Genomic DNA, 16,218 nt, shown 5'->3' with positions numbered 1-16,218 from the left:
CCGCGCCCTCGCCGGCGTCGCGGCGGCCGGGGACGGCGTGGGCGTGGCCGACCGCGCGGGCGCGCCGCAGTGCGCGGGCGCGGGCGTACCGGACGGGTGCCCGCCTCACCGGCCGAGCCTCTCGTAGGCGGCCCGCAGGAGGGCCTCGTCCGGGGCGGTGAGCAGGGCGGGGCGGGCGATGGCGTCGAGGACGACCAGGCGCAGCCGGTTGCCGCGGGTCTTCTTGTCGATGCCCATCGCATCGCGCAGCGGCGCCCAGTCCCCGGTGTGGGCGGTGGGCAGGCCGGCTGCGCCGAGGAGGGCGCGGTGGCGCTGTACGTCGTCGGCGGACAGCCGGCCGTCGAGGCGGGCGAGTTCGGCGGCGAAGACCATGCCGGCGGCCACCGCGTGGCCGTGGCGGACGCGGTAGCCGGCGACCCGCTCGATGGCGTGGCCGAGGGTGTGGCCGTAGTTGAGGTGTTCGCGACGGCCGTCTTCCCTGAAGTCCTCGGTGACGACCTCCGCCTTGACGCGGATGGCGCGTTCCACGAGCTCGCGGGTGTGGAGGGCGCCGGCCGGGTCCTCCTCGACGAGCCGCAGGATCTCCGGGTCGGCGATGAAGCCGGCCTTGACGACCTCGGCGAGGCCGCTGACGTAGTCGGCGCGCGGCAGGGTGTCCAGCAGGTCCAGGTCGCACAGGACTCCGGCGGGCGGGTGGAAGGCGCCGACGAGGTTCTTGCCCTGGGGCAGGTTCACGGCGGTCTTCCCGCCGATGGCGGCGTCGACCATGCCGAGCAGGGTGGTCGGCACGAGGACCAGCCGTACGCCGCGCAGCCAGCCGGCGGCGGCGAATCCGGCGAGGTCGGTGGTGGCGCCGCCGCCGACGGCCACGACGGCGTCGGAGCGGGTGAACCCGGCGTCCGCCAGCGCCCGCCACAGGTTGACCACGACGGTGACGTCCTTGGCGGCCTCGCCCTCGGGTACTTCGAGGGAGACCACGATGCGTCCCTCGTCGGTGAGTTCCCGGGCGATCTTGCGGGCCGTCGGCAGCAGGGTGCGCGAGTGCACGACGGCCACCCGCAGCGGTTCGGCGCCCAGTACGCGGCCGGTCTCGCCGGTCAGGCCGCGGCCCACGACGGCTTCGTACGGCCGCTCGCCGCCGACCGGGATGCGGGTGCTGCCCGTCAGGGTCGGCGTATTCAGGGTCGGGGCGCTCACCGGACGGCCAGGTGCTCGAGGTAGCTGCGGTGGTTGCGGGAGGTCTCGGCCAGGGAGTCCCCGCCGAACTTCTCCAGCGCGGCGTGGGCGAGGACCAGTGCGGTCATGGCCTCGGCGACGACTGCCGCGGCGGGCACCGCGCAGACGTCGGAGCGCTGGTGGTGGGCGGCGGCCGGCTCGCCGGTGGCGACGTCGATGGTGGCCAGGGCGCGCGGCACGGTGGCGATGGGCTTCATGGCGGCGCGCACCCGCAGCGGCTCGCCGGTGGTCATGCCTCCCTCGACGCCGCCGGATCGGGCGGTGCGGCGGCGGATGCCGCCCTCCTCACCACGCTCGATCTCGTCGTGGGCGAGGGAGCCGGGGACGCGGGCGAGCCCGAAGCCGTCGCCGAATTCGACGCCCTTGATGGCCTGGATGCCCATGAGGGCGGCGGCCAGGCGGGAGTCGACGCGCCGGTCGCCGTGGACGTAGCTGCCCAGGCCCGGGGGCAGTCCGTAGGCGAGGACCTCGACGACCCCGCCGAGGGTGTCCCCGTCCTGGTGGGCCCGGTCGACCTCGGCGACCATCGCGGTGGAGGCCTCCGGGTCGAGGCAGCGCACCGGGTCGGCGTCGACGCGTTCGGTGTCGCCGGGGCCGGGCACCACGCCCTCGGGGGCGGCGGCCGCGCCCAGGGCGACGACGTGGCTGACGATGGTGATCCCGTACGCCTGCTGCAGGAAGGCGCGGGCGACCTCGCCGAGGGCGACGCGGGCGGCGGTCTCGCGGGCGCTGGCCCGTTCCAGCACCGGCCGGGCGTCGTCGAATCCGTACTTCTGCATGCCGGCGAGGTCGGCGTGGCCGGGCCGGGGGCGCGAGAGCGGGGCGTTGCGCGCCTGGCCGGCCAGGACTTCCGCGTCGACGCCGTCGGCGGCCATCACCGTCTGCCACTTGGGCCATTCGGTGTTGCCGATCTGGACGGAGACCGGGCCGCCCTGGGTGAGGCCGTGGCGGACGCCCCCGAGGAAGGTCACCTCGTCCCGCTCGAAGGCCATCCGGGCGCCCCGGCCGTGGCCGAGGCGGCGACGGGCCAGGGAGTCGGCGACCGCCTTGGTGGAGACCTCCACTCCGGCGGGCAGGCCTTCGAGGACGGCGGTGAGTGCGGGGCCGTGCGATTCGCCCGCGGTGAGCCATCGCAAAGTGCTCAAGGGTGATCCTCTGTCGTGGCGGCGCGGAACGCCGGCGTGGTGTGCGGTGGGCGGTGCCCGGCGCGTCCGGGCGCGGGTGGCGTCAGGCGTACCGGGCTGCGGACGCCCGGCCATGGCGGCCTGCGCGCTCAGACCCCGACGGCGACCGGAGGGGCCTCGATGGGACCCATGCGCTGGACCCGCCAGCCGGCGCTCATCAGGCGCTGGGCCATGCTCACGGCGGTGCCGCGGGAGACCATCAGCTCGACCAGGCCGCTCTCGCCTCCGGGCGAGTGGTCGATGGTCATGTCCTCGATGTTGACGTCGAGTTCGGCGGCGCTCGCGAGGAGCCGGGCCAGTTCGCCGGGCTGGTCCCCGATGAGTACCCGGACGGGGGCGCAGGTGGGCACCGGGTGTCCGTGCTTCCCCGGGATGCGGTCGCGGCCGCTGATGCCGCGGCCGAGGAGGTCGGCCAGGAGCGTCGTGCCCTGGGCGCGTTCGTCGGCGTCGTCGGTGGCGAGGCCCCGCAGGGCGGCCACGGTGACTTGGAGGTCCTCGGCGAGTTCGGTCAGCACGTCGGCGACCGCGGTCGCGTTGGACTCCAGGATGTCGCTCCACAGCCGGGGGTCTCCCCCGGCGATCCGGGTCACGTCGCGCAGCCCCTGGCCGGCGAGGCGGCAGGCGTCCTCCTGGACGTGCTGCAGGCGTGCGGCCATCAGCGAGGCCACGACGTGCGGAGTGTGCGAGACGCGGGCCACGGCCCGGTCGTGCGCGTCGCTGTCCATCACGACGGGCACCGCCCCGCACAGGGAGACCATCATCAGTGCCATGTTGAGCGCTTCTCGGCCGGTGTCGGCCGTGGGGGTCAGGACCCAGGAGCGGCCCTCGAAGAGGGTGGCGCAGGCGGCGAGCGGGCCGGAGCGCTCCCGGCCGGCCATGGGGTGTCCGCCGATGAAGGTGGCGGGGTCGGCGCCGGCGGCGATGACGCCGATCTCCGGTTCGGTCTTGACGCTGGCGACATCGGTGTAGGAGCGGGCGAGGCCCAGCTTCTGCTGGGCGGCGAGCACCGCGCCGACGTGGGCCGGCGGTACGGCCAGGATCGCCAGGTCGACGGTGTTCTTCGGGGGGCCGACGGTGCCGGCGCCGAGCGAGGCGGCGGTGCGGGCGGCCGAGTCGTTCTCGTCGATGAGGTGGACGGGGACCCCGCGAGCGGACAGGGCCAGCGCGATGGAGGTTCCGATGAGTCCCGTTCCCACCACTGCGGCGGAGCGGATCATCTCGGCTCCCCGGCCACGACGAGGTCTCTGCGCAGGGCCGCCGCGCCGCCCAGGTAGATGTGCTTGATGTCGGGCTTGGCCAGGTCCGTCTCGGCGTACGCGAGGATCCGGACGACGCGGGGCAGGGACCCGGCGATGTCCAGTTCCTGCGCACACATCAGCGGCACGTCGGTGACGCCCAGTTCGCGGGCGGCCACCGCCGGGAACTCGCTGACCAGGTCCGGGGTCGCCGTGAAGAGCACACTGACCAGGTCGTCCTGGTCGAGCCCGTTGGCGGCGAGCATCTCCTGGAACAGCGTCCGGACCCCGTCCAGCAGGTGGACCCGCTCGTCGACTTCCAGCTGGATGGCACCGCGCAGGGCACGCACGGACATGGTCTTCTCCCTTTGCTGAGGACGGTACGTCGATCGGTCGCGCGGGATCAGGCGGCGGCGGGTACGGCTTCGCGGCGGGCCGCGCCCGACGCCTCGCGGTCCCGGTACAGCTCGGCGACCTGGAAGGCCAGGTCGAGGGACTGCTTGCGGTTCAGGCGCGGGTCGCACGAGGACTCGTAGCGCTGCCCGAGGTCGGCGAGACGGACCTCGGCGCCGCCGCCGACGCACTCGGTGACGTCGTCGCCGGTCAGCTCGATGTGGATGCCGCCGGGGTGGGTGCCGAGCGCGCGGTGGACCTCGAAGAAGCCGGTGACCTCGTCGAGCACGTCGTCGAAGTGGCGGGTCTTGTGGCCGCTGGGCGCCTCGAAGGTGTTGCCGTGCATCGGGTCGCAGATCCACGCGGGGCGGGCGCCCTCGGCGGTGACCTTCGCGACCAGCTCGGGCAGGATCTCGCGGATGTTGCGGGCGCCCATGCGGGTGATGAAGGTGAGGCGGCCGGGCTCGCGGTGGGGGTCGAGCTTGTCGATGAGGGCGAGCGCCTCGTCGGCGGAAGTGGTGGGGCCGAGCTTGACGCCGATGGGGTTGCGCACCGTGGAGGCGAACTCGACGTGGGCGCCGTCCAGCTGGCGGGTGCGCTCACCGATCCAGATCATGTGGCCGGAGACGTCGTACAGCTCGCCGGTGCGGGCGTCGGTGCGGGTGAGCGCGGCCTCGTAGTCCAGGAGCAGCGCCTCGTGGCTGGCGAAGATCTCGGAGGAGTGGACCGCGGCCGGGTCGGCGCCGCAGGCGGCGAGGAAGGTGAGGGCGTCGTCGATGTCGCCGGCGAGGCGCTCGTAGCGCTCTCCGACCGGGGAGGCGGCGACGAAGTCGCGGTTCCACTCGTGGACCTGGCGCAGGTCGGCGTAACCGCCGGTGGTGAAGGCCCGGACGAGGTTCAAGGTGGCGGCGGAGGAGTGGTACATCCGCTTGAGCCGCTCGGGGTCGGGGGTGCGGGACTCGGCGGTGAAGGCGAGGCCGTTGACCGAGTCGCCCCGGTAGACGGGCAGTTCGATCCCGTCGCGGATCTCGGTGGGCTTGGAGCGCGGCTTGGAGTACTGCCCGGCGATCCGGCCGATCTTCACGACGGGCACGGAGCTCGCGTAGGTGAGGACGGCGGCCATCTGGAGCAGTGTGCGGACCTTGTCGCGGACCTGGTCGGAGCTGACGGCGTCGAAGGTCTCGGCGCAGTCGCCGCCCTGGAGGATGAAGGCCTCGCCCCGGGCGACGTCGGCGATCCGGTCGCGCAGGCGGTCGCACTCCCCGGCGAAGACCAGGGGCGGGTAGGAGGAGAGGTCGTCGAGCGCGGAGCGCAGGGCGACGGGGTCGGGGTAGGCCGGCTGCTGGGCGGCGGGCAGCAGCCGCCAGGAGTCGATGGCCGTGGCGTGCGTGGCGAGGGTCATGGTGGCTGTGCCTCGATCGGTTTCGGTGGAAAGGGAGGAGGTTGGGCCTGTCGCCGCCCGGGTGGTGGCCCGGGGTGCCGGGGGACCGCACGGCGTTTTCGGCCGTACGGTCCCCGGGCGGGCAATCCGTTTGCTCGAGCCTGTCTCGCCGGAGGCTTAGACCGGCTCGCGCACCTCGGCGGCCACGGGCGCCTGGACCTCGGTCTCCTGGCCGGCGGCCTGGTGACCCTTGGTGAGGCTGAAGAAGATGAGCCCGCCGACGCCGAGCACGGCGATGACGATGCCCATCGGGACGGCGCTGTCCTCGCCGGCGAGGCCGACGAGCGGGACGACAGCGGCGCCGATCAGGTGCTGGGACAGGCCCAGCAGGGCGGCGGCCGAGCCGGCCACGTCACCGTGGTCCTGCAGGGCCAGTGCGAAGGAGTTCGGCAGGACGAGCCCGACGCTGGAGACGACCAGGAAGAGCGCGACGAGCATCGGGGCCAGACCGGCGTCGGTGACGACGACGGCGAGCAGGGCGAGGCCGCCGACCGCGGAGACGGTCAGGCCGGTCGCGAGCAGGGCGCGCGGGCCGGTCTTGTGCACGATGCGGCCGCTGACCTGCGCGGCGATGACCAGGCCGAGGGCGTTGACCGCGAAGACGGCGCTGAAGCCCTGCGGGGACATCCCGTGGATGGACTGGAGCACGAAGGTCGAGCCCGAGATGTAGGCGAACATCGCGGCGAAGGCGAAGCCGCAGGCCAGGTTGTAGCCGACGAACACCCGGTCGGTGAGGAGCCGGCGGAAGATCGGGCCGGTGGCCTTGAGGCCGCCGCGCACGCGCCGTTCGGCGGGGTGCGTCTCCGGCAGGCCGCCCGCGACGCCGAAGAGCATCACGGCGCCGACGATGGCGAGGGCGATGAAGATGCCCTTCCAGGAGGTGAGCAGCATCAGCTGGCCGCCGAGGACGGGGGCCAGGATCGGCGCGATGCCGGTGATGAGCATCAGCATGGCGAAGAACCGGGCCGCGGCGGGCCCGGTGTGCCGGTCGCGCACGACGGCGGAGGCGATGACGATGCCGGTGGCACCGCCGAGGCCCTGGAGCGCGCGCAGCCCAACGAGGGTCCAGATGTTCGGGGCGAAGGCGCAGAGCAGCGCGGTGACGGCGAACAGCGCGAGTCCGGCGATGAGCGGGCGGCGGCGGCCGAGGGCGTCACTGACCGGGCCGGCGATGAGCTGGCCGATGCCGAGGCCCAGCAGGCAGGCCGTGAGGCTGAGCTGGGCCGCGGAGGCGCTCGTCGACAGGTCTTCGGCGATCTGCGGAAGGCCCGGCAGGTAGGCGTCGTTGGACAGCGGTCCGAGGGCGGTGAGCGCACCGAGGATGATGGCGAAGCGGGCGAGCCCGGCGCCCTTCGGTGTGGCGGGTGAAGTCATGGTCGGATCCCCTCCGGGGAACGCGGATCAGTAGGCGACGGTGATGCGGGACTGGATCGCGTCGCCGCGCTCCAGTACGTCCGCGAAGGCGACCGCGTAGTCCGCGATGCTGATGCGGCTCTGGCCTTCGGCGTCCACCACGAGCTGGTCACCGCCGACGCGGTAGCTGCCGGTGCGCTCGCCGGGCTCGATCTGGGCGGCCGGCGAGATGAACGTCCAGTCCAGGGCGTCGGCCTTGCGGTAGAGGCCCAGGGCCTCGCTCTGGGCGAGCGCGTTCTGCTTCCAGACGGCCGGGAAGTTCGGGTTGTCGATGACCTTGACGCCCGGGGCCACCTCGAGGCTGCCGGCGCCGCCGAGGACCACGACGCGGCGTACGCCGCTGCGGGTGAGGCCCTCGATGAGCGCGTTGGCCGCACCGACGATGATCTTGTGGTCGTCGTCGACGCCGAGCTTGGGACCGACGGCCGAGGCCACCGCGTCGTAGCCCCGCGCGGACAGTTCGGCCACGGTGTCGGCGCTGGTGGCGTCGCCGGCGACGACGTTCAGGCCGTCGTGGCTGTTGCCCGCGATCTCGCCGGTGCGGGTGACGCCGGTGACGGAGTGCCCACGGGAGAGCAGCTCACCGGCGATGGCGCTGCCGATGTGTCCGCTCGCTCCGAAAAGCAGGATGTTCATGGTGTGCCTCTTCTTCTTGGGTGTATCTCGCGGGGTGTTGTCGGGCTCGGGACGTCCGCGGGCTAGTCCTCTTCCAGGAAGTCGGGCTGCTCGCGGATGATCTCGTCCCAGAGCAGCTGGAAGCTGAACCAGCCCAGCTGCTCGTTGCCGAAGCCGTCCCCCGCGGCCACGGCCTGCTCATGGGTGAAGCTCTTGGGCGTGCCCGCCGCCCGGGCGAGCAGCTGCACCTGGGCGCAGCTGTCGTAGGTGAAGAACCAGTGCACGGCCTCGTCCAGCGATCCGCCGACGGTTATGAGGCCGTGGTGGCGCAGCAGGATCGCGCGGTTGTCGCCGAGCTTCTCCGCGATGTCCCGGCCGAGTTCGGCGGAGACCGAGGGGCCCTCGTACTCTTCGTAGAGGACCTGGCGGTTGTAGAAGGCGGCGGACTCCTGGTCGATGGGGTCCAGCAGGCGGCCCAGGGCGCCCAGCGCGCGGGAGTGCGCGGTGTGGCCGTGGGCGGCGGCCGTGGCACCCGGCTGCATCTCGTGGATCGCCGAGTGGATGACGAAGGCGCTCGGGTTGACCCGGTGCTTGCCCTCCACGACGTTGCCGGCGGAGTCGACGCAGATCAGGTCGGCTACGCGGACCAGGTTGAAGGAGACGCCGAAGGGGTTCACCCAGAACCGGTCGTCGTGCTCCGGGTCGCGGACCGAGATGTGGCCCGAGATGCCTTCACCGAAGCCGTACTTTCCGAACAGCCGCAGCGCGGCGGCGAGCCGCTGCTTGCGGTGGCGCCGGGTCTCCTCGTGGGTGGCGAAGACCGGCTCGCTGGGAATGGGCAGGCCGGTGTGGGTGTCTGCCAGGTAGGCGGGCCGGTCGGTCTCGGTGACGCTCATGCTCGGGGGTCCTCATCTCCGGATCGTTTTCCGGTAGCGGTACGGGTACGGGTGCGGGCGGTGGCCAGACCCTGAAGGGGCTAGACCGTGAGCAGGACCTCCTCGGATTCCCGGCTCGCTGCGGTGACCGTCTCGGCGTGCTGCAGGATCGCGCCGACGATGTCCTGGCTGCGGTCGACCAGCGAGGGGATGCCGAAGGTGAAGAAGAGCGAACCGGCGGCTATGTTGCCGAGCCCGTACAGGCGCGGGTCGGGCCTGCCGTTGGTCGTGAGCTGGCTGGTCGGCCGGGCTATGTGCAGGCCGCCGTGGGGGTGCCGGCTGGCGACCCGGCTGCGCATGAGCGAGGTGACCAGGGGCGCGGCGCTCGTGGGGATGCGCCCCTCGGAGGCGTTGACGGCGCTGACGACGCGGTCGGCCGTGAAGTTGTGGCCCTCGGCGGTGACGACGTCGAAGCCCGCCTCGGGGTTCGGGGTGATGTTCTGCAGTCCGGCGACGATGTCGAGCTTGCCCGCCTCGACGAGTTCGAGGAGGACTCCCGCGCTGCCCGGCGGCATGGGGCAGCACAGGCTCATGATCGTGCGGTAGTGGGCGCGCAGCAGCTGGACCTTGTCCTGCTCGCGCAGCATCGGCCAGACGTCGGGTCCGGTCTCGGGGACGGCGCGCTGCAGGATCCGCAGGCCCATGTGCGGGGAGTCGACCTCTTCGATCTGCCGGCGCAGCCGGTCGACCGGGTCCTCCAGGTCGACCCGGATGATCTCCGAGACCACCGCGTCGAGGTCGGCGCCGACGTCGCGGAACTCGGCCCGCATGATGGTGGCGATGTCCTCGAGGGTGATCTCGGGGTGGGTCGTGGCCAGCGCTTCCATCCGGTGCGGGGTGAAGTGCCGCAGCTCGAAGGGGACCGCCTTCTGCCGGACGCCGGGCAGGACGCCCCGGCGCGACATGAGGCTGATGCGGCCCTGGTGGCCCTGGGCGGCGAGGGACAGGATGATGTCGATGGCGGTCAGCCCGCTGCCGATGACGGCGACGTGGTCGTTCTCGCCGACGTCCGCGAGCTTGTTGACGATCGGGTACGGGTCGCCGACGAAGCCCTCGGTGCCGGCCAGTCCGTAGACGTCCTTGGGGCTGTCGCCGCCGACGCACAGGATGGCGTAGTCGAAGGCGCGGGCGCGGCCGTTGCCGGTGCGCAGCAGCACCCGGTTGGCGGCGCGGCTGGCGGAGGTGACTCCCTCGCCGACGAGGTCGACCCGCCATCCCTGGCGGCGCAGTTCACCGAGCGCGGCGTAGGCCGTCTGCTCCAGGTACTCGCCGTAGACGGTGCGGGGCGCGAAGCGGCTTCCGGACCACCGGTCGACTCCGGTGCGGACCCCTATGACCTTGTCCCGCGTCTCCAGCCAGTTCTCGAAGTGCTGGAGGTCGCCGGCGCGCACGGACATGTCGTCGGGTGTCGCATTGACCTTGAGGGTCTCGGTGTCCACCTGGTAGGCGCGGCCGCGCCACAAGTGCGGTGACGGTTCGAAGACCGTGAGGCTGCCTGGTTCGCTCTGTGTTCGGGACAACGCGTCGATCAAGCAGACTGCAGCCGCGCCTCCTCCGACGATACCGATCGAGAATCCACGGGACATGTGTCAGTCACCAATCAATTCGTGGAAGGCGCTGGGTCGTCGTGCGCCGGCCTTGCTGTCCGCGATCACGGGGCCCTTCCTCGCCTACTCCGGGGATTCAGTGGAGGCCGCCGGCCACCCCCGGTGCGGCGGGGGTGAAGCCGGTCAGCCGATGGGACTCGCTGCCACTCAGGCGGCGGAGTTCTTGAAGTTCTTCATCGAGACGGTGAAGTCACCGCGGTTGGCGCGGTAGTCGATGCAGTACTCCTGCGGGTACCAGCCACCGATCTGCCACTGCTGCGGCTGCTTGATGGGCCAGCAGCGGCTCGGGTTCACCCCGGCCTCGATGCCCTCGAACCAGGCCTTCGTGATCATCGGCTCGAGGAAGCTGATCTTGGCGTCGTAGGCGCCGTAGATGAAGGTCTGCGTGAAGGCGATGGAGCTCCACTCGGGCGAGTTCAGGTCGATCAGGTGGTTGCCCATGGCCGCCTCGGCCACGCCGTTGTCCTTGTAGTCCTGCGGCATGAACTGCGGGGCGAGCGGCTTGGTGGCCGTCGCGAAGTCGTCGCAGTTGATGGCCAGGCCGCACGGACCGCTGCGGATGGCGTCGCGCTCCGCCTTCGACTGCGTGTAGAAGTGGAAGTCGAAGTGCGGGGTGTCGTAGATGTGCTCGGGGCCGTGACCCATGGGGTTGAAGTTCACCAGGGCCCACTTGAGCGGCATGCCGGGCAGCGCGGTCAGCTGCGAGGGCAGGTCCAGCGGACGCTCGTGGCCGCCGACGCACTCGGTGTGCTGGTCGACCGTGCCGTCGGCGTTCATGTCGAAGCAGTGGTGGCCGTCCGTCATGGTGGTCGGCAGGCCGGTCAGCATGGACTTGGGGAAGACGATGCCGACGGTCTGCGGCTTGTTGCCCGTGACCTGCGCGTAGGTGCGCACCGTGCCGTTGCCCAGCGCGCTCGGGGTGCCGTACGACACGCACGGGCCCCGGTAGGAGGGCGTCTCGTCGAGCAGGACCTGCGACGCCCACTGCGCGACCTTGACGTTGCGCTCGCGGGTCGGGGCGTCCGCCGTCACCAGACAGACGCTCACCGAGCCCGTGGTGGCGGCAGCCGCCTCCGGGCCCGACCCCGAGGCCTGGGCCGGGATGGTCGGCCAGATCAGCAGGGTCAGACCGGATATCGCCAGCGCCGCTCCGAGGAGCGCCCGCCAGCTCAGGAACTTCTTCGCTCGCACGTCACACCTGTTCCAGTTCGAATCTGTGGAATCCGCCCTGAAGGAAGATCAGGGGGGTCTGGGTCTCACGGGCACCCATGGCGAGGACCTCACCGATGACCATCACGTGGTCACCCGCGACGACGTGGTCGCGCAGGGTGCACTCCATCCAGGCGGCCGCCTCGAACAGGAGCGTCCCGGTGGCCTCGCCCGGGGCGCCGGGCACCTCGGTCAGCGCCTGGTCGCGCTCGGGCCGCCGGCGCGCGAACGCGCGGGCGGTGGACTCGCCCTCGGCTCCGAGGATCGAGATTCCGACGACGCCGGTGCGCATCAGCTCGGCGAAGAACTCCGAGTCGTGGCGGAAGCTCAGGGACACCAGCGGCGGTTCCAGTGAGACGGAGGTGAGCGAGTTGACGGTGATCGCGTTGTGGGTGCGCACGCCGTCCTTGTCGGTGTACGTACTGACGACGCAGACCCCCGTGGCGAAGGAACGCATCACATCGCGCAGGTCGTGGTTCATGGCCGGGCCTCTCTGCTGGGCGCGGACGGGTGCGCGCGGAGCTTTCGCCGCGGCACCCGTCCGTACGCGCTCTGACGGGTCAGTTCTCCTGGGCCCAGCGGCCGCGGGTCCAGCCGTCGAGGTCGTAGTCGTCCATGGCCTTCTGGACGAGGGCGCCGTAGTTGTCGAGCAGACCGGCGCCGCGGGACCAGTTCAGGGTGTCGAGACGCACCTGGTCGGGGCCGCCGGCGTAGTTGAGCTCGTACAGCTCGTGACGGGCGCCGAACTCGGTGCCGATCGCGTCCCAGGCCAGCTTGAAGAGCTTGGTGCGCTCCTCGGCCGTGGCACCGGTGCCGCGGTAGTAGCGGTCGAGCAGCGGACGCAGTTCCGGGTTCTGCAGGTCCTTGCCGCTGGAGGGCGTCATCAGCAGCGCGCCCGCGAGGTGCTCCTCGAAGAAGCGGTGCGTGCGCTCCCAGCTGAGCGGGGCGAGCGCCCGGTAGCCGGCCGAGTAGTCCATGCGCGGCAGGACGGTACCGGCCGGGCCGGCCTCCGGGTCCAGGGCCATGGCGGTGGTGACGGCCCAGGTCTGGTGGCGCCAGGCCAGCAGCTCGCCGAGGCCGGCCTGGACGCCTCGGAAGCCGTCCGTGCCGTTGATGCGGGTGCCCTTGTCGAGGATGCCCGCCATGAACTCGAGCTTGACCGACATGCGGATCGCGCCCTGGAAGAAGCCGCGGGAGAGCAGGCCGGAGCGCGGGAAGTACTGGTGGATCTTCTCGGTGTCCCGGTAGATCAGGACGTTCTCCCACGGGATGAAGGCCTTGTCGAAGACCAGCACCGCGTCGTTCTCGTCGAACCGGCTGGAGAGCGGGTTGTCGAACGGGCTGGTGGCCTTGCCCTCGTAGGAGGTGCGGCAGACGACCTTCATGCCGGGGGTGTTCAGCGGGGCCATGAAGGCCAGCGCCATGTCCTCGGCCTTGCCGGCTTCCAGGTTGGCCAGGTGGATCTGGCCGACGAAGGCGACGTTGCTCAGCGCCGAGGCGGTGGCCATGAGCTTGGCGCCCTCGACGACGATGCCGTCCTCGCGCTCCTCGACGACCTTGAGGTAGACGTCGCGGATCTCGTGCGCCGGCTTGTTGCGGTCGACCGGCGGGTTGACGATCGCGTGGCTGATCGAGAGGCCCTGGCGGGCGTACTTCTCGTACCAGGCGCGGGCGTTGTCGCCGAAGGGCTCGTAGAAGTCGTGGGTGACGGCCAGGCCGGCCATGAACGACGCCTTGTAGTCGGGCGTGCGGTTCATGAAGCCGTAGCTCAGGCGGGCCCAGTGCTCGATGGCGTCGCGGGCCTTGATGAGGTCCTCGCCCGAGTGCGCCGGGGTGAAGAAGCGGTGGACGCGGTAACCCGTGTACCGGTCGACCGTCGTCATCAGGTCCTTGGTGTCCGGGTGGTGGAGCGCGTCGTAGAGGTGCGCGGTCGACCTCGCGGCGTTGGCGAACGCCGGGTGCGTCGTCACGTCCTTGACGAGCTCGCCGTCCACGAAGACCTGGCGACCGTCGCGCAGGCTCTCCAGGTAGGAGTCGCCCGTCATGAGGTCGTTCGGAGCCTCGTCGGCCGACTGATCCACTATCGGGACCTGACCCATTTTGGTGTCCTCTCCAGGGGTAATACACGCGACCGCTGCCGGACGCACAGTTCGATTGGTCCGAGCGTAAGCTCGGCTTCCCATCTGCTCTTGCGGGGCCGCGCACGAACAATTGCCCATCTACGCCAACTCTGGCGGCTTGAGGTGCTTGACTGCCCGTCAACGGGTAGGCGTGGGACGCGGGTTGTCATTTGCAAGAAGGCTTTGACAACTGTCGGAATATTGCGGAACAATGAATTCCGAATACCCGGAAAAAACTCTGGCCCGGCGTGCATCCAGGAAATTCGGATACACGGCCGGGCCCTACGAAAAAGAATGGCTAAACGTGTCCGGAGGCCGTCAGGCGGCCGGACGGGTGTGGCCGGCCGAGGCAGCGTCTATGCAGGCGGCTTCGGCGATCAGGATGATCTTCTCGGCGTGCGGAAGCAGTCGTATGCCCGCCTCGGTGAGCTGGACACGGCCGCCGGCGCGGTGGAACAGCGGCGCCCCGATGTAGTCCTCGAGGTTCTTGATGTGGGCGGTGACGCTGGGCTGCGAGTAGTGGAGGTTCCTAGCGGCGCGAGTGAAGCTCATCTCGGCGGCCACTTCGCGGAACGAGCGTAGCTGCTGGAACTGCACGGCAGAGGCTCCCTTCTGCGAGGCTCAAGCCCCGGAGCATGAAACATACCACGGTGCAGGTATAACTGCAGCACGCGGAGCCGCGGTTCCATCCTTTGGACACCTGCGGACATACCTGTGGCCATGCCCTCTGGGAGGACATGGCCACAGGTCAGCCGCCGCTTAGTGGTTGACAGCGGGTCTTGCGGAGTGGACTAGTCGGACATCTCCATCGGGGAGAGGAGGTCCCTTGCGATCTGCGGGAGCAGACGGTCGATCAGGACGCCCGTGCGCGCGGATCCGTCGGCCGCGCGCGGGATCACGTCCACGGCCACCGCGTGCGAGAGCACCCAGGGCATGCGCCGCTCGCAGGCGGCCAGCGCGGCCTGACGGCCGCCGGCCTCCTGGTCCTCTTCGAGGAGCGGCACGAAGGCCACGACCAGCGTCTCGCCCACCTCGGGCAGCTGCGTGCGCATGACGGCGATGTCCTGGACGCACGGCAGGTCGAGGAGTTCGAGTTCGAGTGCGAAGAAGGCCGTCTCGAAGTCCTCCACCAGCACCTCGTCGTACGGCTGGTCGTCGAAGGAGGGCAGGTTCACGCGGACATCTCCTGTTGCATCGACTGCTCAAGCTGCAGGTTCAAGGTGATGATGGGCAGCACCGCGTCGAGCAGGTCCCCGGTGCGGATGCGGCCCGTCGGGCTGTAGGGGATGGTGTCGACCGCGATGACGTGCGCGGGCAGCGACGGGACCCGGCGGGCGCAGGCCGCGCTGAGCGCCTCGTAGCCGGTGGCCTCGCGGCCGACCGCGACCGCGATGAACGCCACCACGATCGCGTCCCCCAGCACCGCGTCGCTGACCCTCATGACGGCGGTGTCGCGCAGGCAGGGCAGGTTGAGGAGGTCCGACTCCAGGCGGAACAGCTCGGTGTCGACCGCCGAGTCGCGGACCACCACGGGCACTTCGGTGACGCGCCCGGTGACCAGCAGCCGGCCGGTCTCGTCGAGGTGGCCGGCCTCGTCGGTGACCAGGAAGCGCTCCTCGCCCCAGCCGAGGTCCAGGCTCGCCGTGTGCGTCTCGCCGTCCAGGTAGCCGTCCATCACCTGGTGGCCGGCGAAGGCGAGCCGCCCGGTCTCGCCCTGCTCCACCGGCTGCCCGTCCTCGCCGAGTACGGCGACGGTGGTGCCGAGCGTGGCGTGGCCCGACCGCGGCGGCGAGACCAGCAGTTCCTCGGGGCCCATGACGGCGGTCAGCCCGGTCTCCGGACTGCCGAGCGCGGTGTGGAGCACCGGGCCGAGCCGCTCCCAGGCCGTGTTGACGGTCCATCGGCCCAGGTGGGCGCCCGGGGTGAGCAGGAAGCGCAGGTGGCGGGTGCGCGGCGAGGGCTCGGCGTCCTCCGGCAGCCCGAGCACGCCGTGCAGGGCCGACGGGGTGATCACACCGGTGCTCACGCGCTCGGCGACGAGCAGCGTGCTCAGCGTCTCGGGGCCGGCGCCGTCCGCGAGGACGACGGTGGCGCCGATGCCGAGCATCGTGCGGGTCAGCGCGAGGGCGGTGGACTCGGTCGGCGGGGCGGAGGCCAGGTGGACGTCGTCCCGGTTGAGGCCGAACTCGTCGACGAGGTCGACGAGGTGGCGGCCCTCGGAGGGGGTCCGGCGTACGGCGATCCGGGACGGGCCGTCGCTGCGCGCACTGACCGCGAAGGACTCGTACGGCCGGGGCGCGGGCAGGGAGCGCAGCGCTTCGGCCGAGGTCAGGAGGTCGAAGTTGAGCGCCTGGTGCCGGCCCGGGGCGGCCGGCGCGCCGGGGGCGGAGACTCCGTCCAGCAGGACGTGCACGGCCTGCGGGCCGCTCGGCCAGACCAGCTGGTCGAGGGTGGCGCGGTGTTCCGACGTCACGAAGACGACGGCGGGCTCCAGCCAGGTGAGCACCTGGCCCAGGTCCTCCGCGCCGCTCTGCGGGTCGAGCCCGGTGCAGGAGACTCCGAGCGTCGCGCAGGCGCTCATCGCGACGGTGAGCTGCCAGCTGTTGCCGGCGAGGAAGACCGCCCGGACCGCGCCCTCGGCGGGCAGGTGCTCGGTGAGTCCGGCCGCGGTGCGCTCCACGGTCTCCGCGAACTGGCCCCAGGTCAGCCGCACCTGGCCGTCGACCAAGGCATCCCGCGTCACGCCGCCCGCCGCGTGCCGGCGGATGTCATCGAGCTTGATCATGTGGGTCTCCGTGGTCGGTCAAGAGCCTCGTGTGTGGCTCGGGGC

The 16,218-nt window shown here is 71.4% G+C and carries 15 protein-coding genes; all 15 read right to left on the bottom strand.

The features are described from left to right. Window positions 1-105 precede the first annotated feature (105 nt). The 15 genes from aroB to ACFWBY_RS32720 all read right to left on the bottom strand — a co-directional run bounded on the left by aroB (window position 106) and on the right by ACFWBY_RS32720 (window position 16,173). Window positions 106-1,197 carry a 3-dehydroquinate synthase gene (gene aroB, locus ACFWBY_RS32790; protein WP_385336524.1) on the bottom strand — a complete coding sequence of 364 codons (1,092 nt, stop codon included), beginning with the start codon at window positions 1,195-1,197 and terminating at the stop codon, window positions 106-108. Beyond that, complete coding sequence (gene aroC, locus ACFWBY_RS32785) at window positions 1,194-2,381, bottom strand: chorismate synthase (protein ID WP_385336526.1); 1,188 nt, start codon at window positions 2,379-2,381, stop codon at window positions 1,194-1,196. The genes aroB and aroC overlap by 4 nt, the downstream gene beginning before the upstream one ends. Before the next feature lie 128 nt (window positions 2,382-2,509). Then, the gene (locus ACFWBY_RS32780; RefSeq protein ID WP_385336657.1) at window positions 2,510-3,634 is read right to left on the bottom strand and encodes a prephenate dehydrogenase; all 1,125 of its coding nucleotides are present in this window, start codon (window positions 3,632-3,634) and stop codon (window positions 2,510-2,512) included. Continuing rightward, window positions 3,634-4,011: a chorismate mutase gene (gene aroH, locus ACFWBY_RS32775; protein ID WP_385336528.1), complete on the bottom strand. Its 378-nt coding sequence runs from the start codon at window positions 4,009-4,011 to the stop codon at window positions 3,634-3,636. The genes ACFWBY_RS32780 and aroH overlap by 1 nt, the downstream gene beginning before the upstream one ends. 47 nt (window positions 4,012-4,058) lie before the next feature. After that, a complete protein-coding gene (locus ACFWBY_RS32770) occupies window positions 4,059-5,450 on the bottom strand; it encodes a class II 3-deoxy-7-phosphoheptulonate synthase (RefSeq protein WP_385336530.1) in 1,392 nt (463 codons plus the stop codon). A gap of 156 nt (window positions 5,451-5,606) precedes the next feature. Beyond that, entirely contained in the window at window positions 5,607-6,863 is a 1,257-nt protein-coding gene (locus tag ACFWBY_RS32765) for a multidrug effflux MFS transporter (protein WP_385336532.1), read from the bottom strand. Window positions 6,864-6,890: 27 nt separating this feature from the next. After that, window positions 6,891-7,538, bottom strand: a complete 648-nt coding sequence (locus ACFWBY_RS32760) for an NAD(P)-dependent oxidoreductase (protein ID WP_385336535.1) — start codon at window positions 7,536-7,538, stop codon at window positions 6,891-6,893. Window positions 7,539-7,600: 62 nt separating this feature from the next. After that, window positions 7,601-8,413: a class II aldolase/adducin family protein gene (locus tag ACFWBY_RS32755; protein WP_385336538.1), complete on the bottom strand. Its 813-nt coding sequence runs from the start codon at window positions 8,411-8,413 to the stop codon at window positions 7,601-7,603. Window positions 8,414-8,493: 80 nt separating this feature from the next. Continuing rightward, window positions 8,494-10,038, bottom strand: a complete 1,545-nt coding sequence (locus tag ACFWBY_RS32750; RefSeq protein WP_385336540.1) for an FAD/NAD(P)-binding protein — start codon at window positions 10,036-10,038, stop codon at window positions 8,494-8,496. 168 nt (window positions 10,039-10,206) lie between these two features. Continuing rightward, window positions 10,207-11,250, bottom strand: coding sequence for a hypothetical protein (locus tag ACFWBY_RS32745; protein ID WP_385336542.1), 1,044 nt, complete (start codon window positions 11,248-11,250; stop codon window positions 10,207-10,209). Window position 11,251: 1 nt separating this feature from the next. Next, window positions 11,252-11,749, bottom strand: coding sequence for a flavin reductase family protein (locus tag ACFWBY_RS32740; RefSeq protein ID WP_214948968.1), 498 nt, complete (start codon window positions 11,747-11,749; stop codon window positions 11,252-11,254). A 79-nt stretch (window positions 11,750-11,828) separates the two neighbouring features. After that, window positions 11,829-13,367 carry a 4-hydroxyphenylacetate 3-hydroxylase family protein gene (locus tag ACFWBY_RS32735; protein WP_385336544.1) on the bottom strand — a complete coding sequence of 513 codons (1,539 nt, stop codon included), beginning with the start codon at window positions 13,365-13,367 and terminating at the stop codon, window positions 11,829-11,831. 339 nt (window positions 13,368-13,706) lie between these two features. Further along, on the bottom strand, window positions 13,707-13,985 hold the full coding sequence (locus ACFWBY_RS32730; RefSeq protein WP_385336547.1) for a LysR family transcriptional regulator: 279 nt from the start codon (window positions 13,983-13,985) through the stop codon (window positions 13,707-13,709). Between the two features lie 194 nt (window positions 13,986-14,179). Beyond that, window positions 14,180-14,563, bottom strand: coding sequence for a hypothetical protein (locus ACFWBY_RS32725; RefSeq protein WP_214948975.1), 384 nt, complete (start codon window positions 14,561-14,563; stop codon window positions 14,180-14,182). After that, window positions 14,560-16,173 carry a class I adenylate-forming enzyme family protein gene (locus tag ACFWBY_RS32720; protein WP_385336549.1) on the bottom strand — a complete coding sequence of 538 codons (1,614 nt, stop codon included), beginning with the start codon at window positions 16,171-16,173 and terminating at the stop codon, window positions 14,560-14,562. The genes ACFWBY_RS32725 and ACFWBY_RS32720 overlap by 4 nt, the downstream gene beginning before the upstream one ends. Between the last annotated feature and the right edge of the window lie 45 nt (window positions 16,174-16,218).

This window comes from Streptomyces sp. NPDC060049 (assembly GCF_042736715.1).
Lineage (GTDB): Bacteria > Actinomycetota > Actinomycetes > Streptomycetales > Streptomycetaceae > Streptomyces.
This window is presented reverse-complemented; position numbering and strand designations above follow the sequence as displayed.